Below are 17,583 nucleotides of genomic sequence, written 5' to 3' on the forward strand. Positions count from 1 at the left end.
GATAAAGGATCGCCTGTGACTGGCTTGTTTATAACGCTGGAAGGCCCGGAAGGCGCCGGCAAGAGCACCAATCGCGAATACCTGGCCGAACGCCTGCGGGCCGCCGGCATCGAGGTGGTGTTGACCCGCGAGCCGGGCGGTACACCGTTGGCCGAGCGAATTCGCGAGGTGCTGCTGGCGCCCATTGAAGAAGTCATGAACCCCGACACCGAGCTGTTGCTGGTGTTCGCGGCCAGGGCACAGCATCTGGCCGAGGTGATTCGCCCGGCGCTGGCCCGTGGCGCCGTGGTGCTCTGCGATCGTTTTACCGATTCGACCTATGCCTACCAGGGCGGCGGTCGCGGTTTGTCGGTGGAGCGCATCGCCGCGTTGGAAGCCTTCGTCCAGGGTGACCTGCGGCCAGACCTGACCCTGGTGTTCGACTTGCCGGTGGAAATTGGCCTGGCCCGCGCCAGCGCCCGTGGCCGGCTGGATCGTTTCGAGCTTGAGGGCCAGGCTTTTTTCAACGCCGTGCGCAATGCCTTCCTGAGTCGCGCCAAGGCCGATCCGGCGCGTTACCTGTTGATCGATGCCGCGCAACCGCTGGCCCAGGTGCAACAGTCCCTGGACGGCTTGCTGCCGCGTTTGCTGGAGCGTGTCCGTGGCTGAAGCCTATCCGTGGCAAGACGGTCTCTGGCAACAACTGGCCGGTCGTGCCCAGCACGCCCATGCCTATCTGTTGCACGGCCCGGTCGGCATCGGCAAGCGGGCATTGGCCGAGCGCCTGATGGCCAGCCTGCTTTGCCTGCGCCCGGGTGTCTCGAACGACGCTTGTGGCGAGTGCAAGTCGTGCCTGCTGCTCAAGGCCGGCAGCCATCCCGACAATTACGTGCTGGAACCGGAAGAGGCAGACAAGGCGATCAAGGTCGACCAGGTCCGGGATCTGGTCAGCTTCGTGGTCCAGACCTCGCAGATGGGCGGGCGCAAGGTGGTACTGATCGAGCCGGTCGAGTCGATGAACATCAACGCCGCCAACGCCTTGCTCAAAAGTCTCGAAGAACCTTCCGGCGATACCGTGCTGTTGCTGGTCAGTCACCAGCCGAGCCGCTTGCTGCCGACCATCAAGAGTCGTTGCGTGCAGCAGGCCTGCCCGCTGCCGAGCGAGGCGATGAGTTTGCAGTGGCTGGCCCAGGCCTTGCCCGATAGCAGCGACGAAGAGCGTGTCGAGCTGCTGACCCTGGCGGCCGGCTCGCCCCTGGCGGCTGTCAGTCTTCAGGCCCAGGGTGTGCGTGAACAGCGGGCCCTGGTGGTGGATGGGGTCAAGAAACTGCTCAAGCAGCAGCAATCCCCCACGCAACTGGCCGAGGGTTGGAACGCCATCCCGTTGCTCCTGTTGTTTGACTGGTTCTGCGACTGGTCCAGCCTGATCCTGCGTTACCAACTGACCGAGGACGAAGCCGGCCTGGGGTTGGCGGACATGCGCAAGGTCATCCAGTACCTGGCGCAAAAAAGCAGCCAGGATAAAATCTTGAACATTCAAGACTGGATTCTTGCCCAACGTCAGAAGGTGCTAGGCAAGGCGAACCTCAATCGGGTGCTATTGCTCGAGGCGCTGTTGGTGCAGTGGGCGAGTTTGCCTGGTCGAAACTGACAGGTACTGCCTAAACTCAGCTCAATCGCAGCGGAGATCAGCATGAACGAACCTGTCAGTCCCGGGCCGCGCAACGGCATCCTGTCTTTGACCATCAAGGACAAGTCGGTGCTTTACGCCGCCTATATGCCCTTTATCAAGAACGGTGGGCTGTTCATTCCCACCAACAAGAATTATCGCTTGGGCGATGAAGTGTTCATGCTCTTGAGCCTGATGGATGAAGCGGAAAAGATCCCGGTCGCCGGCAAGGTGATCTGGATGACGCCCAAAGGCGCCCAGGGCAACCGGGCCGCTGGTGTTGGCGTGCAGTTCAACGATGGCGACAATTCGGCCCGCAATCAGATCGAAACCCACTTGGCCGGCTCCCTGAAGTCCGACCGTCCCACCCATACGATGTAGCCCAGCCCCTATGCTTGTAGATTCCCATTGCCACCTTGACCGTCTCGATCTCGCTGCCCACGGCGGTTCCCTGGATGCTGCGCTGGACGCGGCCCGCCAACGGGGTGTCGGTCACTTCCTGTGCATCGGCGTCAGCGCCGACAACGCCGCCGACGTCAAGGCACTGGCCGAACGTTATGCCGATGTCGATTGCTCGGTCGGTGTCCATCCGCTGGATGTCCAGCCCGACGCCGCGCCGGCGCTCGATTGGCTGTTGCGTGAACTCGACCATCCACGGGTCGTCGCCATTGGCGAAACCGGGCTTGACTATCACTACGAGCCGGAAGCCGCTGACGTGCAGCAAGCGTCGTTCCGGCTGCACCTGGAGGCCGCCCGGCAGACCGGTAAGCCGGTGATCATCCATACCCGTGGTGCCCGGGCCGACACCCTGGCCTTGCTGCGTGACGCCGCGCTGCCCCAGGCCGGTGTGCTGCATTGCTTCACTGAAGACTGGGACATGGCCAAGGCTGCCCTGGACATGGGCTATTACATTTCCTTGTCCGGGATTGTCACGTTCCGCAATGCCGATGCACTGCGCGACGTCGCCAGCAAGGTACCGGCTGACCGATTGTTGGTGGAAACCGATTCGCCTTACCTGGCGCCCATACCCTATCGCGGCAAGCCGAACCTTCCGCAATACGTACGGGAAGTGGCGGAGTTCCTGGCGATGTTGCGCGGCGAGGCCTACGAGCGGTTTGCCGAGCAGACGACAGAAAATTTTAAGAAATTGTTTCCGCTGGCTCACGTCCGGTCGGTGCAAGCCTGAATTCCATGCAAAAAAAACCCGGGTTCTGGGGGGTGAATCCGGGTTAAGACCATTAGGAGTAAAACAAAGGCACGCGGTCCGTTGGTACCTTTATCAGCGCGTCACTTGGGGGAGATGTCGCGCCGACAGTTGAAGTATTGATCAGTATGCCAACGCGTCCAGTCGGGCCGGGGTGGTTTTTAAACAAATTTGGAATACGCTCGCTTCGGATAAGTTCTCACTGTCGTCAAAGCTCGCAGGCGCGGTGCATTGGCGCGGGAAACGGCGGGCCGGGTGTGTACGGTTTTGTGAAGAACAGTGGCCGAGAACGGATGATCCGTGCATTTTTGCGTAAGTTAGGCATAATACCCGGCTTCGAATTTTGACCCTTCAGACCTTTTTCTTATGCACAAAGAACCCCGTAAGGTCCGTGAGTTTCGCCGCCGCGAGCAGGAAATTCTCGACACCGCGCTCAAGTTGTTCCTCGACCAGGGTGAAGACAGTGTCACCGTCGAGATGATTGCGGATGCCGTGGGTATCGGCAAAGGCACGATTTATAAACATTTCAAATCCAAGGCGGAGATCTACCTGCGCCTGATGCTCGATTACGAGCGCGATTTGAACGAGTTGCTGCATTCGGCGGATGTGGACAAGGACAAGGAAGCCCTGTCGCGGGCCTACTTCGAGTTCCGCATGCGTGACCCGCAGCGCTACCGCTTGTTCGACCGCCTGGAAGAAAAAGTGGTCAAGGGCAACCAGGTACCGGAGATGGTCGAGGAGTTGCACAAGATCCGCGCCTCGAACTTCGAACGCCTGACCCAGCTGATCAAAGGCCGGATCAGCGAAGGCAAGCTCGAAGACGTGCCGCCGTATTTCCATTACTGCGCAGCCTGGGCGTTGGTGCACGGCGCGGTGGCGCTGTATCACTCACCGTTCTGGAGCAATGTGCTGGAAGACCAGGAAGGCTTCTTCCAGTTCCTGATGGACATTGGCGTGCGCATGGGCAACAAGCGCAAGCGCGACACCGACGTCCCGAGCAGCTGATTGGCCGCACAGGCCAAGACATTCAGCTGTCTTATTGCGCCATGTCCGCTTACATGGCGCAGTGCCCCAGTAATATACTCAGGCTTGGGTCTTGCGAAATCTTGATTTAGAGGTCAAGTTTCACAGGTCCGATTCTTCTTTCGCCGGAGTGATCCATGATCGTTGACCGTCAAGGCAGGCGTTTCCGCAATTTGCGGATCAGCCTGACTTCTGCCTGCAATTACGCCTGTACCTACTGCGTGCCTGATGGCAAGCGGTTGGTGGCTGCGCAGGATGAACTGTCAGCCGAAGCCATGGCGCGCGGCGTGGCCTATTTGATCGAGGCCGCTGGTATCGAGCGGTTGCGCATCACTGGCGGCGAGCCGCTGGTCAGTCCCAAGCTCGAACGTTTCATGACGGCGGTGGGGCAGATGGGCCTGGAAGACATCAGCCTGACCACCAACGGTCAGTTGCTGGCGAAAAAACTGCCCTTGCTGGTAGACGCTGGCATTCGCCGGATCAACGTTTCCCTCGACACCCTGGACCCCGTTGCGTTTCGCAGTATCGCCCGTGGCGGCGACCTGGCGACCGTGCTCGACGGCATGGAACAGGCCCGGGCCACCGGGATGAAGATCAAGGTCAACATGGTGCCGTTGCGCGGGCAGAACCTGGATCAGGTGATGCCGTTGCTCGAATACTGCCTGGAACGTGGCTATGAGTTGCGTTTCATCGAGTTGATGCGCATGGGCCACCTGGCCAGCGACTCCAACGCATTCCTGCAGCAGTTCGTCAGCCTCCAGCAACTGCTCAGCCTGATCGGCGATCAGTACGAATACCTGCAAGCTGACGCACCGGTGGATGCCACGGCGGTGCGTTATGAGATACCGGGGCTGGGGCACTTTGGTGTGATCGCCAACGAAAGCGTGCCTTTTTGCCGTACCTGCTCACGGTTGCGGCTGTCCTCGACGGGGTGGCTGCATGGCTGCCTGTCGTCGAGTAATCGTCATTTCGTCGGCGACCTTTTGGATAAACCTCGCCATCAGGCATTGCCGGCGCTGCAGCGCTTGCTGGTCAAGGCGTTGGGGGATAAGCAGGAAGTGGCGTTCTCCGGTGGCGCGACCATCATGAAAATCATCGGCGGCTGAACAAGGCTTTTGTGGCGAGGGGATTTATCCCCGCTGGGTTTGCGCAGCAACCCCAAGAACTGTCGCCTCGGGGAATCAGGTCGAAATATTTCCATCCTTTGGGGCGCTTCGCACCCAGCGGGGATAAGTCCCCTCGCCACAGCCGTTCCCATCAAGCTGGCGCAAAAGCTGCATCCCACGACCATTCGCCGGTTTTCCGACACCGGTTTTTGGAGGGTAGGATGCGTAGCCTGGTTTTGCTGCTGGCCATTTTGGCGCTTGGTGGCTGCATGAATGTCAGCGACATGGGAGAGGGCGTTCGTTATCACATGAGCGACGCCGGCCTGCTGGACCACAGTGACAGCCGTCGTATAAACAACCTGCGTATCCAGCCAGACTCGTTCATCTACATCGCCCAGGGGGCTTTCGCGCCACCAGGCGGCGCCTATCCGCGTCCCAACGTTGTGGCCGAAGAGGCCTTTAACGGTTTCATCGAATATTTCCCCATGGTCCGCCGCGCCCGTGTTCCGGAGGGTCTTGACCAGGCCATGGGCGAGGCGCGCGCCGCCGGTGCCCATTATCTGCTGTACACCCGCTTCGCCAAGGCGGACAACCGCATTGGCAACACTGACGAATGGCAGGATGAAGAAGCCGTGGATCGCCTGGGTGTCGATACCAGTGTGATTCAAATCATGTTGATCGAGACCAGCACCCAGTATTTGATTGATACTGCACGTATCAAGAGTCGTGGCGGTTTACTGACGTTGCACGACAAGCAGCCACAAGACCTCATCGCCACGCCTTTGCGTGAATATGCCCGCAGCCTGCTGGGGATGAGCGACGAGTAAACAAGGAGTCACCATGAGCGGACCGCAAAAAGCCAATGACTTGCTGGGGCAGATCCCCAAGACCAAAGGCCTGCCGCCGGTCCACTTGTGGAATCCCGACTTCTGCGGCGACATCGACATGCGCATCGCCCGGGATGGTACCTGGTACTACCTGGGCACGCCCATTGGGCGAAAGCCGATGGTCAAGCTGTTCTCCACCATCATCCGCCGCGATGGCGATGATTACTTCCTGATTACCCCTGTGGAAAAAGTCGGCATCAAGGTCGATGACGCACCGTTCGTGGCCGTGACCCTTGAGGTCGAAGGCCAGGGAGAAGGGCAGTTGTTGCGCTTCACCACCAATGTCGAGGAAACCACCGAGGCCGGTGCCGAGCATCCGCTGCGGGTGATGATCGATCCCCAGACCCAGGAGCCTGCGCCCTATGTGCATGTGCGCAGCAACCTCGAAGCGCTGATTCATCGCAATGTGTTCTACCAACTGGTGGAACTGGCGGTCAGTCGCGATATCGATGGGCAGCGTTGGTTGGGGGTGTGGAGTGGTGGGGTGTTCTTCCCCATTGGCTTGGAACCCTGATCCCTTGTGGGAGCGGGCTTGCTCGCGAAGGCGCCAGTACATCCAACATTTTCTCAGCTGACCCACCGCTATCGCGAGCAGGCTCGCTCCCACATGAGATGTGTTGTGAACACAAATAGTGTGAACATCCCCAATCAACTGTGGGAGCGAGCCTGCTCGCGATGAGGGCAGAACAGTCAACTTTGCCTTAACTGACCCACCGCTATCGCGAGCAGGCTCGCTCCCACAGTGTTGTGCGTAAATTCAAATTGACACCCAATCATATGATGATTAGCGTGGACCTCCAATAAGAGTGGCCCGCGGGGTTTTCATGTCCAGCAGTTTTCATGCGTCGACCGTCGATTGGCTGGGCGGTTGGATAGCCGCCGGCCAGGTCAAGCCTGGGCAAACCATCAAGGTCGAGGCGGACTTGGGCGAGCAACTGGGCGTCAGTCGCACGGTGATTCGCGAGGCGATCAAGACCCTGGTCGCCAAGGGCATGCTGGAAGTCGGGCCGAAAGTCGGCACGCGGGTGTTGCCGGTGCGACGCTGGAACCTGTTCGACCCTCAAGTGGTGGGCTGGCTGTCACGTAGCGGCCTGCCGGAAAACTTTGTCGATGACTTGCTGGACCTGCGCCGTACCATCGAGCCGATGGCGGTGCGCTGGGCCTGCGAGCGGGCCACCGCCGACCAGGTGCAGGCGATCCGCCTGGCCTACCATGCGCTGGAGCGGGCGGTGGACAGCGGCGCCGATTACAACCGCGCCGACCAGTTTTTCCATGAGTGCATCCTCGCCGCCAGCCATAATCAATTCATCGAACAAATGGTCCCGGCCCTGGGTGCGCTGCTGGCGGTGTCATTCGAAGTGTCGGCGGCTGACCCGGATGAGCTGCGCCGCACCTTGCCGATCCACAAGGACATCGCCGATGCCATCGCCGCCCGCGACGCGGCGCGGGGTGTCTGGGCCTGCATGACTCTGATCGATAACGCCGACCTGGCGATCAAACGCTTTTACCCCGATGTCATGGCCGGTCGAACAGACGCTGCCGGGCAAGCCGGGAACAGGAGGTTTCAATGAAGTGGACGGCTGTGACGGAGCACCGAGCGAAATTGGGCGAGGGGCCCTTCTGGGACGAGCCGACCCAGGCATTGTACTGGGTTGATATCGCCGGCAAGCAGGCACTGCGGCTGATCGGCGCCAACGTCGATATCTGGCAGATGCCCGAACATGTGTCCGCCTTCATACCGACCCAAAGTGGCGACGCCTTGGTGACCCTGAGCAGCGGTGTCTACCGCCTCGATCTTGAATCGCCAGGCCTGGAACCGGGCTTGAAGCTGTTGTGCATGGCCGACCCCCAGCCAGGCAATCGCCCCAACGAGGCCCGTTGCGATGCCCTGGGCCAGCTCTGGCTCGGTACGATGCAGAACAACATCGGTGCCGAAGGCGAGGACTTGCCGATCGAGCAGCGGTCCGGTGGCCTGTTTCGCGTCGGGAGTGATGGCCGGGTCCTGCCCTTGTTGCGCGGGCTGGGCATTCCGAACACTTTGCTCTGGAGCCCGGATGGCACCACGGTGTATTTCGGCGACAGCCTGGATGGCACGGTGTATCGGCATTTCATCTACCCGGAAGGCAACCTGGCGCCGGCCGAGGTCTGGTTCGGCCCGCACCCGCGTGGCGGTCCGGATGGCTCGGCGATGGATGCCCGGGGATACATCTGGAACGCCCGCTGGGACGGCAGTTGCCTGTTGCGGCTGAACCCGGATGGCCAGGTCGATCGGGTGATCGAATTGCCCGTCAGCCGCCCGACCAGTTGTGTGTTCGGCGGTGAAGACCTGAAGACGTTGTACATCACCAGCGCCGCGAGCCCTTTGGGTCATCCGCTGGACGGTGCGGTGCTGTCGATGCGTGTCGATGTGCCCGGCATAGCGTGTACAAGGTTTGCAGGCTGAATCCCAAAATATGGGATGTAAATATATATATTGAGATTGTTTGGCGGCCGGGTTTATAGTCGGCTCCATCAGCAATACGCACTCACACTAAAAAAACAAAACAGGTGAAGTGATGCAACGATCTATCCCCGTACGCCCCGGCGGCGTACGCCGGCCACTGTTCTTTCAAGCGCCTTTGCGCCGGTCATCCGTGGATGCCCGGTTTTTGTCGTGCCCGCGTGCAGGAGTCTTGAACCATGGTTGAGCCCTTGGTCCTGCCACCCGTGCCGGAGCCGCCGAAGGGTGAGCGCCTGAAAGACAAGGTCGTACTGTTGACTGGCGCAGCCCAAGGCATCGGCGAGGCCATCGTCGCCGCGTTCGCTTCGCAACAGGCTCGACTGGTGATCAGTGATATCCAGGCGCAGAAGGTCGAGGCAGTGGCGGCCCATTGGCGGGAGCGCGGGGCCGATGTGCAAGCGCTGCAGGCCGATGTGTCGAAGCCGCAGGACTTGCAGGCCATGGCTCGTCGTGCCGTCGAGCTGCACGGGCGCATCGATGTGTTGGTCAACTGCGCTGGCGTCAATGTCTTCCGTGATCCGCTGGAAATGACCGAAGAAGACTGGCGCCGCTGCTTCGCCATCGACCTGGATGGCGCCTGGTACGGCTGCAAGGCGGTGTTGCCACAGATGATCGAGCAGGGCGTAGGTAGCATCATCAACATTGCCTCCGTCCATTCGTCCCACATCATTCCCGGCTGTTTCCCTTACCCGGTGGCCAAGCACGGCCTGCTGGGCCTGACCCGCGCCCTGGGCATCGAATACGCGCCCAAGGGGGTACGGGTCAACGCCATCGCCCCGGGGTATATCGAGACCCAATTGAACATCGACTACTGGAACGGCTTTGCCGATCCCCATGCCGAACGCCAGCGAGCACTGGACTTGCACCCGCCACGGCGCGTCGGGCAGCCGATCGAAGTGGCAATGACGGCCGTATTCCTGGCCAGCGACGAAGCACCGTTTATCAATGCCTCATGCATCACCATCGATGGGGGACGTTCGGTCATGTACCACGACTGAATATTTCCGGATTGCGGTCGGAAACTTCGCCTGTAATCCAATCATCATACGATATGACTATTTAGGCCTATGCTGTGTAGCAACCTGATTTGACCGTCCAACCTGCGCATTCCACCGACGGTGGAGCAGAACCCTGGGCGTTTGGCTTTCAATAAAAAAAACAAGGAGTCAGCTATGAATCATCGTCGTGGGATCCGTTCCCTGTGCCGTGCCGCCCTGGCGGTTACCGCGGTCAGCCTCAGCAGCAGTTTGCTGGCGGCCGATCCTGTAAAAATCGGTTTCCTGGTCAAGCAGGCCGAGGAGCCCTGGTTCCAGACCGAATGGGCGTTCGCCGAGAAGGCGAGCAAGGACAAGGGCTTCGAATTGATCAAGATCGCCGTGCCTGACGGCGAGAAAACCCTCTCGGCCATCGACAGCCTGGCCGCCAACGGGGCCAAGGGCTTCGTGATCTGCCCGCCGGACGTGTCCCTCGGCCCGGCCATCATGGCCAAGGCCAAGCTCAACGATCTCAAGGTGATTGCCGTGGACGACCGGTTCGTCGACGCCAGCGGCAAGTTCATGGAAGACGTGCCGTACCTGGGCATGGCCGCGTTCGAAGTGGGTCAGAAGCAAGGTCAGGCCATGGCCGCTGAAGCGGAAAAGCGCAACTGGGACTGGAAAAACACCTACGCCGTGATCAGCACCTTCAACGAGCTGGACACCGGCAAGAAACGCACCGACGGTTCGGTCGATGCCCTGAAGAAAGCCGGGATGCCGGCAGACCATATCCTTTATTCGCCGCTCAAGACCCTCGACGTACCCGGCAGCATGGACTCCGTCAACTCGGCGTTGGTGAAGCTGCCAGAAGGCGCAACCAACCTGATCATCGGCGGCATGAACGACAACACCGTGCTGGGCGGCGTACGCGCCACCGAAGCGGCCGGCTTCAAGGCCGACAACGTGATCGGCATTGGTATCAACGGTACCGACGCCATCGGTGAGCTGAAGAAACCGAAAAGCGGCTTCTTCGGTTCGATGCTGCCAAGCCCGCACATCGAAGGCTACAAGACCGCCGAAATGATGTACGAGTGGATCACCACCGGCAAGGAACCGCCGAAGTACACCGCCATGGACGAGGTGACGCTGATCACCCGGGAGAACTTCAAGCAGGAGCTGGAAAAGATCGGCCTGTGGAATTGACGGTCGGTTGATTCAAAAGCGGCCCGGTCACTTGAGTGACCGGGATCGCTTGATCTCTGTGAGTTCGAGGTGGTTATGCAAGTGCAAACAGCGACACGGCAACACAACATCGGCGGCAGCTTGCGATTCAACGGGATCGGCAAGTCCTTTCCCGGCGTGCAGGCGCTGGCCAATATCAGTTTCGTTGCCCATCCGGGGCAGGTCCATGCCTTGATGGGCGAAAACGGCGCCGGCAAGTCCACGCTGCTCAAGATCCTGGGTGGCGCCTACATCCCGAGCAGCGGCGACTTGCAGATCGGCGAGCAGACCATGGCGTTCAAAGGCACCGCCGACAGCATCGCCAGCGGTGTGGCGGTGATTCACCAGGAGCTGCACCTGGTGCCGGAAATGACCGTCGCGGAAAACCTGTTCCTTGGCCATTTGCCGGCGCGTTTCGGCCTGGTCAATCGTGGCGTGCTGCGCCAGCAGGCGCTGACACTGCTCAAAGGCCTGGCCGACGAAATCGACCCGCAGGAAAAAGTCGGTCGCCTGTCCCTCGGTCAGCGCCAATTGGTGGAAATCGCCAAGGCCTTGTCCCGCGGTGCCCACGTCATTGCTTTCGACGAACCCACCAGTAGCCTGTCGGCCCGGGAAATCGACCGTTTGATGGCGATCATCGCCCGCTTGCGAGACGAGGGCAAAGTGGTGCTGTACGTCAGCCACCGCATGGAAGAAGTGTTCCGTATCTGTGACGCGGTGACGGTATTCAAGGACGGTCGTTATGTCCGCACCTTCGAGAACATGAGCGAGCTGACCCATGATCAGCTCGTCACCTGCATGGTCGGTCGCGATATCCAGGACATCTATGATTACCGTCCTCGGGAGCGCGGCGATGTGGCGCTGCAAGTGAAGAACCTGTTGGGGCCGGGCTTGCGCGAACCGGTGAGTTTCCAGGTGCACAAGGGCGAGATCCTCGGCTTGTTCGGGCTGGTCGGCGCCGGTCGTACCGAGCTGTTTCGCTTGCTCAGTGGCCTGGAGCGCCAGAGCGAGGGAAGCCTCGTGCTGCACGGTAAGGAATTGAAACTGCGTTCGCCACGGGATGCCATCGCCGCTGGCGTGCTGCTCTGCCCGGAAGATCGCAAGAAGGAAGGCATCATCCCGTTGGGCAGCGTGGGCGAGAACATCAACATCAGTGCGCGCCCGGCTCATTCCGCCCTTGGCTGCCTGTTGCGTGGCGACTGGGAGCGGGGCAACGCCGACAAGCAGATCAAGTCGCTGAAAGTGAAGACCCCGGCGGCCAGCCAGAAAATCATGTTCCTGTCCGGCGGTAACCAGCAGAAGGCGATTCTCGGCCGCTGGCTGTCTATGCCGATGAAAGTCCTGCTGCTGGACGAGCCCACTCGCGGGATCGACATCGGCGCCAAGGCCGAGATCTACCAGATTATCCACAACCTGGCGGCCGAGGGCATCGCGGTGATTGTGGTGTCCAGCGACCTGATGGAAGTGATGGGCATTTCCGACCGAATCCTGGTGCTGTGCGAAGGGGCCATGCGCGGCGAGCTGCCGCGTGACCAGGCCAACGAATCCAACCTGCTGCAACTGGCGCTGCCGCGCCAACGCGTTGCCGACGCGGCGAACTGAGAGGTAAATCATGACCATTCAAAACAATGCACTGCCAACGGCACGCAAACCCCTGGACCTGCGCCGTTTCCTGGACGACTGGGTCATGCTGCTGGCGGCCATCGGCATCTTCGTGCTCTGCACCCTGATGATCGATAACTTTCTGTCGCCGCTGAACATGCGTGGCCTGGGCCTGGCGATTTCCACCACCGGCATCGCCGCCTGCACCATGTTGTATTGCCTGGCGTCCGGGCACTTCGACCTGTCGGTCGGTTCGGTAATTGCCTGTGCCGGCGTGGTCGCGGCGGTGGTGATGCGCGACACCAACAGCGTGTTCCTCGGTGTCAGCGCGGCGCTGGTGATGGGGCTGATCGTCGGCCTGATCAACGGCATCGTCATTGCCAAGCTGCGGGTCAACGCCTTGATTACCACCCTGGCGACCATGCAGATCGTCCGGGGCCTGGCCTACATCTTTGCCAACGGCAAAGCGGTGGGTGTGTCCCAGGAATCGTTCTTCGTGTTCGGCAACGGTCAATTGTTCGGCGTGCCGGTGCCGATCCTGATCACTATCGCCTGCTTCCTGTTTTTCGGCTGGCTGTTGAACTACACCACCTACGGGCGCAACACCATGGCCATCGGTGGCAATCAGGAAGCGGCGTTGTTGGCCGGGGTGAACGTTGATCGCACCAAGATCATCATCTTTGCCGTGCATGGCGTGATCGGCGCCTTGGCCGGGGTGATCCTGGCCTCACGCATGACCTCGGGCCAGCCGATGATTGGCCAGGGCTTTGAGCTGACCGTGATCTCGGCCTGTGTGCTGGGCGGGGTGTCGTTGAGCGGTGGCATCGGCATGATTCGCCATGTCATTGCGGGCGTGCTGATTCTGGCGATCATCGAAAACGCGATGAACCTGAAGAACATCGACACCTTCTACCAATACGTCATTCGCGGCTCGATCCTGTTGCTAGCGGTGGTGATTGACCGCTTGAAACAACGCTGAAAACAGAGATCGTTGGCGAGTCATCTACCGCTATCGCGAGCAGGCTCGCTCCCACAGGTTTTGGTGTCAGGGCTCAGAACCTCGGCACAGCACAGACCCAATGTGGGAGCGGGCTTGCTCGCGAAGACGTCGTCACATTCAACATTTTCCTACCTGCCCCACCGCTTTCGCGAGCAAGCCCGCTCCCACAGGTTTTGTGTCTGGCGCAGAACCTCGGCACACCGAAGATCCACTGTGGGAGCGAGCCTGCTCGCGAGGCGTCGGTACATTCAACACCTTCTACCTGACCCACCGCCATCGCGAGCAAGCTCGCTCCCACAGGTTTTGTGTCTGGCGCAGAACCTCGGCACACCGAAGATCCACTGTGGGAGCGAGCCTGCTCGCGAGGCGTCGGTACATTCAACACCTTCTAACCTGACCCACCGCCATCGCGAGCAAGCCCCCTCCCACAGGTTTTGTGTCTGGCGCAGAACCTTGGCACAGCGCAGAACCAGTGTGTGAGCGGGCTTGCTCGCGATAGCATCCTCCCTGACGCCAACGATCACCCCGCCTTGCGCAACGCTTCGACCAACTCCTGCTTGCGCATCTTCGAGCGCCCGGGAATATTTTTCGCCCGGGCCTCCTTCATCAGGCTGTCCACGGTCTGGGTCCCATGGGAGGCCTTGCTGGTGCGCGGATGACCTTCGCGGGTCCTGGCTGCGCGGCGGGCCGATTCCTTGCGGTCGGTCTTCTTCTCTGCGGCCGGTTTTGCCTTGCCCGAGCCGCCGGAGCGCTCACCACCGCCGGATTGCTTGTTCACCGTCGCCCACGCGCGAGCCTCGGCCTTGTCTTCGGACAGGCCCTTCTTCTCGTAACTCTCTTCGATGTGTTCGGCCTTGCGCTTTTGCTCGGCGGTGTATTTGTCTTTGCTTCCACGAGGCATGGGATGTTCCTCCTCAAATATCTAAGCAGAGGCTATTGGCTGGCGGCGCCACCTTCGGAACCCGAACCTCCGGTCGTGGTTTTCGAGCCCACGCCGGTCCCTGCGTTGTCGGGGGTGGTGGAGTCAGGCGTATTCATTCCACCCTGGCGTCCCATGTCATTGCCCTGTACGCGCGGATCAGTGCCAGCGCCAGTGGCAGGAGGCTGGCCATTGTTCAGGTCTCCAGTGCCGTCGGTATTCAACTTGGGCATGCCTTCGGTCGCGGGAGAGTTGGGTGGTTGCACCGGATCGGTCGGCCCGGTGCCAGCGGTGGACGCCGCGAAAGCCACCGAGGACAGCAGCGTGGCGAAGGTGAATGCAGTCAGCCTTGAAGTGATCATGGTGTCGCCTCCATTTTTCAGAATGCTTGCCTGATCTTGGGCCTCGCTGGATTTGGGTTGGTGCCTGGGGCGCGACGAATGGCGCTTTTGAAGGTGGGTTCGTGTCGCGATCAAATAGTTCGATCGATATGTGACGAGCGGCACGTGGCGGCTTAGTATGGCGCTTTCAATTGGCTACAAGGCCTGTTCATGTCCATCGAGATCCGTCCTGCGCAACCGAGCGATGCGCCTCAAATCCTTGCCTTCATCACCGAGTTGGCCGATTACGAAAAGGCCCGCCACGAAGTCATCGCCAGTGTGGCCGACATCGAGCGCAGCCTGTTCAGCGAGGGCGCGACCGCCCACGGGCTGATCTGCCTGCGTGATGGCGTGCCGATCGGTTTCGCGGTGTTTTTCTTCAGTTACTCCACCTGGCTGGGCAGCAACTGCCTGTACCTCGAAGACCTGTACATCACGCCTGAACAGCGCGGTGGCGGGGCGGGCAAGACGCTGCTGCGCCACCTGGCGAAGATCGCCTGCGACAACGACTGCGGTCGCTTCGAGTGGAGCGTGCTGGATTGGAACACGCCGGCGATCGAGTTCTACAAATCCCTCGGCGCGCAACCACAGGAAGAGTGGGTGCGCTACCGAATGGACGGCAAGGTGCTACGGGATTTCGCTAACGGCAATTGAAATTCATGAGTATGCGTTGGATGCGTACTCGATAAATCCGGGGCGCTGTTCGAGCCGCTTGCAGTAAGCGGCCACCGCTGGGTAGTCCGGACGCTCCATGGGTGTCTGGCGCCAGCGGTGTACGGATAGGCCGATGAGCACATCGGCGAGGGAAAACTCCGTACCGGCCACGTAGGCGCCGGTGCGATTCAGCTGCTGCTCCAGCAAACCCATTTTCTCGTTCCAGCCTTTGACACCGGCGGCGATGAGTTTTGGGTCTTGGAAATCCGGGTGTTTGCGCACCAGTCCGTAGAACGCATCACCCCATGATGGGTTGAGTTCCGTAGCTTGCCAGTCCATCCACTGCTCGATGCGCGCTCGGGCGGCGGGTTCGACGGGCAGCAGATCGCTGCGCCCATGCTTGCCCACCAGGTAACGACAGATGGTGTTCGACTCCCAGAGCACGCCATTCTCATCGATGATCACCGGCACTTGGGCGTTGGGGTTGAGAGCCAGGAACTTCGGGTCATGGGTCGACGCAAAACCGATGCCCCAGTCTTCGCGTTCGTAGGCGATCTCCAGTTCCTGGCAGGTCCACAGCACTTTTCTGACATTGATAGAGGAAGTGCGGCCGAGGATTTTCAACAGTTGTCCCATTACTTTTTCCTTGAGTGCTAAGGCGTCCGGATAGAAAACGTAGCAGGGTCGCGGGCGAATGGCGATGGGCTTTTGTGTTGATGGTTAAATCCCATTATATGGGAGTGATATTTATATATTGAGATTTTGTCACGCCCGGGTTTATAGTCCGTCCCACTCACTGCCAAAAAACAAAACAGGTGAAACGGATGCAGGCGCAATTGATTGCGCTCGATTGGGGGACCACCTCATTACGGGCTTACAAACTCGCCGCCGGGGGCGAGGTGCTCGAACAGCGCTCGCTGTCATCGGGGATCATGCAGTTGCCCTCCGGGCCACGAACCCTGGCTGGCCAGGTGTGCATCGACGGCTTCGAATTGGCCTTCGATGAGGCCTGTGGCGATTGGCTCGATGCTCAGCCGGGCCTGCCTGTCATAGCCTGTGGCATGGTTGGCAGCGCCCAGGGCTGGCGCGAAGCGCCTTATTGCGACACACCCGCCAACGTCGCCAATCTCGGCCATTCCCTACAAACCGTTCGCAGTCTTCGCGGTGTCGATGTGCACATCGTGCCCGGCGTGATCCAGCGTTCACGGCTGCCCAACGTCATGCGCGGCGAAGAGACCCAGGTGCTCGGCGCCTTGCATAACCTACCGGACGGAGCGGTGCTGATTGGCCTGCCCGGCAGCCACTCGAAATGGGTGGAAGTGACCGATGGCTGCATCGTGCATTTCGACACCTTCATGACCGGCGAAATCTTCGCCGTGCTCAGTGACCACAGCATTCTCGGCCGCACCCAGCAGCGCGGTGCGACGTTCGACGGCCAGGCCTTCGATCGCGGCGTGCAGGTGGCGTTGTCGATGGATGGCGAGATCGGTCCGTTGTCCACCGTGTTCAGCGCCCGCAGCCTGGGCTTGACCGGCGAACTGGCTGCCAGCGCCCAGGCGGACTACCTCTCAGGCCTGTTGATCGGCCATGAACTGACGGCGCTGGCTACCGTGCAGCGTCGGCGACGCGACAGCATCCACTTGCCCGCCGTGGTGTTGATCGGCAATTCCCAACTCTGCGCCCGTTATCAACGGGCTCTCGACGCCTGCGGTTTCGCCCGGGTGACCCTGGCCGAACAGGCCACCGAACGTGGTTTGTGGCAACTGGCCGTGGCGGCCGGGCTGCTCGATTCCACCGCATCGCGTTAAACCTGACTGGAGGTCTGACATGCTCACACAAGCACTGGCGCACAACGGGCTGATCGCGATCCTGCGTGGTCTGCGTCCGGAAGAGGCCGCCGCTATCGGTGAAGTCCTTTACAGCGCCGGATTTCGCGTCATCGAAGTACCGCTCAATTCCCCGGAACCGTACGAAAGTATCCGCATCCTGCGCAGCAGCTTGCCCGCTGATTGCCTGATCGGTGCCGGCACCGTGCTGACGCCGGAACAGGTCGAGCAGGTGAAAGCCGCTGGCGGCCAAGTCATCGTCATGCCCCACAGCGATCCAAAAGTACTGCGGGCGGCGAAAGCGGCGGGGCTGTATTTGTCGCCAGGCGTCGCCACGCCCACCGAGGCCTTTGCCGCGCTGGCCGAAGGCGCCCATGTACTGAAGATGTTCCCGGCTGAGCAAATGGGTCCGGCGGTGGTCAAGGCCTGGCTCGCGGTGCTGCCGGCCGGGACCGTGCTGGTGCCGGTGGGCGGGATTACGCCGGACAACATGGCGGTGTTCGTCGAAGCTGGGGTCAAGGGTTTTGGCCTCGGTTCCGGGCTGTTCAAGCCAGGAATGACGGCAGATGAGGTGGCGGTGCGCGCCAAGGCCTACGTGGCCGCGTGGAATGCCTTGAACTGAAGACTTTTCCAGCGCCC

The 17,583-nt window shown here is 60.7% G+C and carries 20 protein-coding genes; 17 read left to right on the forward strand and 3 right to left on the reverse strand.

The genetic code is table 11. The features are described 5' to 3' along the window. Positions 1-15: 15 nt before the first annotated feature. The 14 genes from tmk to araH all read left to right on the forward strand — a co-directional run bounded on the left by tmk (position 16) and on the right by araH (position 13,144). Positions 16-648 carry a dTMP kinase gene (gene tmk, locus AC30D9_RS22555; RefSeq protein ID WP_307573933.1) on the forward strand — a complete coding sequence of 211 codons (633 nt, stop codon included), beginning with the start codon at positions 16-18 and terminating at the stop codon, positions 646-648. After that, on the forward strand, positions 641-1,630 hold the full coding sequence (locus AC30D9_RS22560) for a DNA polymerase III subunit delta' (protein ID WP_109754380.1): 990 nt from the start codon (positions 641-643) through the stop codon (positions 1,628-1,630). The genes tmk and AC30D9_RS22560 overlap by 8 nt, the downstream gene beginning before the upstream one ends. Before the next feature lie 42 nt (positions 1,631-1,672). Next, positions 1,673-2,029 carry a PilZ domain-containing protein gene (locus AC30D9_RS22565; RefSeq protein WP_109754379.1) on the forward strand — a complete coding sequence of 119 codons (357 nt, stop codon included), beginning with the start codon at positions 1,673-1,675 and terminating at the stop codon, positions 2,027-2,029. A gap of 10 nt (positions 2,030-2,039) precedes the next feature. Further along, positions 2,040-2,834 carry a TatD family hydrolase gene (locus AC30D9_RS22570; protein WP_307573930.1) on the forward strand — a complete coding sequence of 265 codons (795 nt, stop codon included), beginning with the start codon at positions 2,040-2,042 and terminating at the stop codon, positions 2,832-2,834. A gap of 384 nt (positions 2,835-3,218) precedes the next feature. Next, a complete protein-coding gene (locus AC30D9_RS22575) occupies positions 3,219-3,857 on the forward strand; it encodes a TetR/AcrR family transcriptional regulator (protein WP_109754377.1) in 639 nt (212 codons plus the stop codon). Between the two features lie 155 nt (positions 3,858-4,012). After that, a complete protein-coding gene (locus tag AC30D9_RS22580; RefSeq protein WP_307573927.1) occupies positions 4,013-4,981 on the forward strand; it encodes a GTP 3',8-cyclase MoaA in 969 nt (322 codons plus the stop codon). Between the two features lie 221 nt (positions 4,982-5,202). Next, the gene (locus tag AC30D9_RS22585; protein ID WP_134925245.1) at positions 5,203-5,808 is read left to right on the forward strand and encodes a DUF4823 domain-containing protein; all 606 of its coding nucleotides are present in this window, start codon (positions 5,203-5,205) and stop codon (positions 5,806-5,808) included. Positions 5,809-5,821: 13 nt separating this feature from the next. Then, entirely contained in the window at positions 5,822-6,382 is a 561-nt protein-coding gene (locus AC30D9_RS22590) for a DUF1285 domain-containing protein (RefSeq protein WP_307573925.1), read from the forward strand. 310 nt (positions 6,383-6,692) lie between these two features. Beyond that, a complete protein-coding gene (locus AC30D9_RS22595) occupies positions 6,693-7,439 on the forward strand; it encodes a FadR/GntR family transcriptional regulator (protein WP_134925243.1) in 747 nt (248 codons plus the stop codon). After that, positions 7,436-8,311 carry an SMP-30/gluconolactonase/LRE family protein gene (locus tag AC30D9_RS22600; RefSeq protein WP_490144870.1) on the forward strand — a complete coding sequence of 292 codons (876 nt, stop codon included), beginning with the start codon at positions 7,436-7,438 and terminating at the stop codon, positions 8,309-8,311. The genes AC30D9_RS22595 and AC30D9_RS22600 overlap by 4 nt, the downstream gene beginning before the upstream one ends. A gap of 236 nt (positions 8,312-8,547) precedes the next feature. Next, positions 8,548-9,366 carry an SDR family oxidoreductase gene (locus AC30D9_RS22605; protein WP_307573921.1) on the forward strand — a complete coding sequence of 273 codons (819 nt, stop codon included), beginning with the start codon at positions 8,548-8,550 and terminating at the stop codon, positions 9,364-9,366. 174 nt (positions 9,367-9,540) lie between these two features. Then, the gene (locus AC30D9_RS22610) at positions 9,541-10,545 is read left to right on the forward strand and encodes a substrate-binding domain-containing protein (protein WP_134925240.1); all 1,005 of its coding nucleotides are present in this window, start codon (positions 9,541-9,543) and stop codon (positions 10,543-10,545) included. 75 nt (positions 10,546-10,620) lie between these two features. Then, positions 10,621-12,165, forward strand: a complete 1,545-nt coding sequence (araG, locus tag AC30D9_RS22615; protein WP_490144871.1) for an L-arabinose ABC transporter ATP-binding protein AraG — start codon at positions 10,621-10,623, stop codon at positions 12,163-12,165. A 10-nt stretch (positions 12,166-12,175) separates the two neighbouring features. Then, the gene (gene araH, locus AC30D9_RS22620; protein WP_003204223.1) at positions 12,176-13,144 is read left to right on the forward strand and encodes an L-arabinose ABC transporter permease AraH; all 969 of its coding nucleotides are present in this window, start codon (positions 12,176-12,178) and stop codon (positions 13,142-13,144) included. A 541-nt stretch (positions 13,145-13,685) separates the two neighbouring features. Here araH and AC30D9_RS22625 read toward each other — a convergent pair. Then, positions 13,686-14,066 carry a Rho termination factor N-terminal domain-containing protein gene (locus tag AC30D9_RS22625; RefSeq protein WP_490144872.1) on the reverse strand — a complete coding sequence of 127 codons (381 nt, stop codon included), beginning with the start codon at positions 14,064-14,066 and terminating at the stop codon, positions 13,686-13,688. A 32-nt stretch (positions 14,067-14,098) separates the two neighbouring features. Further along, positions 14,099-14,446 (reverse strand): hypothetical protein, encoded by a 348-nt coding sequence (locus AC30D9_RS22630; RefSeq protein ID WP_134925238.1) that lies wholly within the window; start codon positions 14,444-14,446, stop codon positions 14,099-14,101. Between the two features lie 189 nt (positions 14,447-14,635). On the opposite strand from AC30D9_RS22630, the gene AC30D9_RS22635 reads away from it, so the two are divergent. Further along, entirely contained in the window at positions 14,636-15,118 is a 483-nt protein-coding gene (locus AC30D9_RS22635; protein WP_014339485.1) for a GNAT family N-acetyltransferase, read from the forward strand. Between the two features lie 3 nt (positions 15,119-15,121). On the opposite strand, the gene AC30D9_RS22640 is transcribed toward AC30D9_RS22635, so the two are convergent. Next, positions 15,122-15,754 (reverse strand): glutathione S-transferase family protein, encoded by a 633-nt coding sequence (locus AC30D9_RS22640; RefSeq protein WP_134925237.1) that lies wholly within the window; start codon positions 15,752-15,754, stop codon positions 15,122-15,124. A 188-nt stretch (positions 15,755-15,942) separates the two neighbouring features. Between AC30D9_RS22640 and AC30D9_RS22645 the strand changes: the two genes are divergently transcribed. Both AC30D9_RS22645 and AC30D9_RS22650 read left to right on the forward strand, forming a co-directional pair. Then, positions 15,943-16,926: a 2-dehydro-3-deoxygalactonokinase gene (locus tag AC30D9_RS22645; RefSeq protein WP_490144873.1), complete on the forward strand. Its 984-nt coding sequence runs from the start codon at positions 15,943-15,945 to the stop codon at positions 16,924-16,926. 19 nt (positions 16,927-16,945) lie between these two features. After that, entirely contained in the window at positions 16,946-17,566 is a 621-nt protein-coding gene (locus tag AC30D9_RS22650; protein ID WP_134925235.1) for a 2-dehydro-3-deoxy-6-phosphogalactonate aldolase, read from the forward strand. The last annotated feature ends 17 nt before the right edge of the window (positions 17,567-17,583 follow it).

This window comes from Pseudomonas sp. DF11, assembly GCF_058148565.1.

Coding starts and splice junctions, on each gene's coding strand:
- AC30D9_RS22625 (WP_490144872.1), bottom strand. CDS start 14,066: ATGCCTCGTGGAAGCAAAGACAAATACACCGCCGAGCAAAAGCGCAAG.
- AC30D9_RS22565 (WP_109754379.1), top strand. CDS start 1,673: ATGAACGAACCTGTCAGTCCCGGGCCGCGCAACGGCATCCTGTCTTTG.
- AC30D9_RS22585 (WP_134925245.1), top strand. CDS start 5,203: ATGCGTAGCCTGGTTTTGCTGCTGGCCATTTTGGCGCTTGGTGGCTGC.
- AC30D9_RS22590 (WP_307573925.1), top strand. CDS start 5,822: ATGAGCGGACCGCAAAAAGCCAATGACTTGCTGGGGCAGATCCCCAAG.
- AC30D9_RS22605 (WP_307573921.1), top strand. CDS start 8,548: ATGGTTGAGCCCTTGGTCCTGCCACCCGTGCCGGAGCCGCCGAAGGGT.
- araG (WP_490144871.1), top strand. CDS start 10,621: ATGCAAGTGCAAACAGCGACACGGCAACACAACATCGGCGGCAGCTTG.
- AC30D9_RS22610 (WP_134925240.1), top strand. CDS start 9,541: ATGAATCATCGTCGTGGGATCCGTTCCCTGTGCCGTGCCGCCCTGGCG.
- araH (WP_003204223.1), top strand. CDS start 12,176: ATGACCATTCAAAACAATGCACTGCCAACGGCACGCAAACCCCTGGAC.
- AC30D9_RS22575 (WP_109754377.1), top strand. CDS start 3,219: ATGCACAAAGAACCCCGTAAGGTCCGTGAGTTTCGCCGCCGCGAGCAG.
- AC30D9_RS22645 (WP_490144873.1), top strand. CDS start 15,943: ATGCAGGCGCAATTGATTGCGCTCGATTGGGGGACCACCTCATTACGG.
- AC30D9_RS22595 (WP_134925243.1), top strand. CDS start 6,693: ATGTCCAGCAGTTTTCATGCGTCGACCGTCGATTGGCTGGGCGGTTGG.
- AC30D9_RS22630 (WP_134925238.1), bottom strand. CDS start 14,446: ATGATCACTTCAAGGCTGACTGCATTCACCTTCGCCACGCTGCTGTCC.
- AC30D9_RS22580 (WP_307573927.1), top strand. CDS start 4,013: ATGATCGTTGACCGTCAAGGCAGGCGTTTCCGCAATTTGCGGATCAGC.
- AC30D9_RS22600 (WP_490144870.1), top strand. CDS start 7,436: ATGAAGTGGACGGCTGTGACGGAGCACCGAGCGAAATTGGGCGAGGGG.
- AC30D9_RS22640 (WP_134925237.1), bottom strand. CDS start 15,754: ATGGGACAACTGTTGAAAATCCTCGGCCGCACTTCCTCTATCAATGTC.
- AC30D9_RS22650 (WP_134925235.1), top strand. CDS start 16,946: ATGCTCACACAAGCACTGGCGCACAACGGGCTGATCGCGATCCTGCGT.
- AC30D9_RS22570 (WP_307573930.1), top strand. CDS start 2,040: ATGCTTGTAGATTCCCATTGCCACCTTGACCGTCTCGATCTCGCTGCC.
- AC30D9_RS22635 (WP_014339485.1), top strand. CDS start 14,636: ATGTCCATCGAGATCCGTCCTGCGCAACCGAGCGATGCGCCTCAAATC.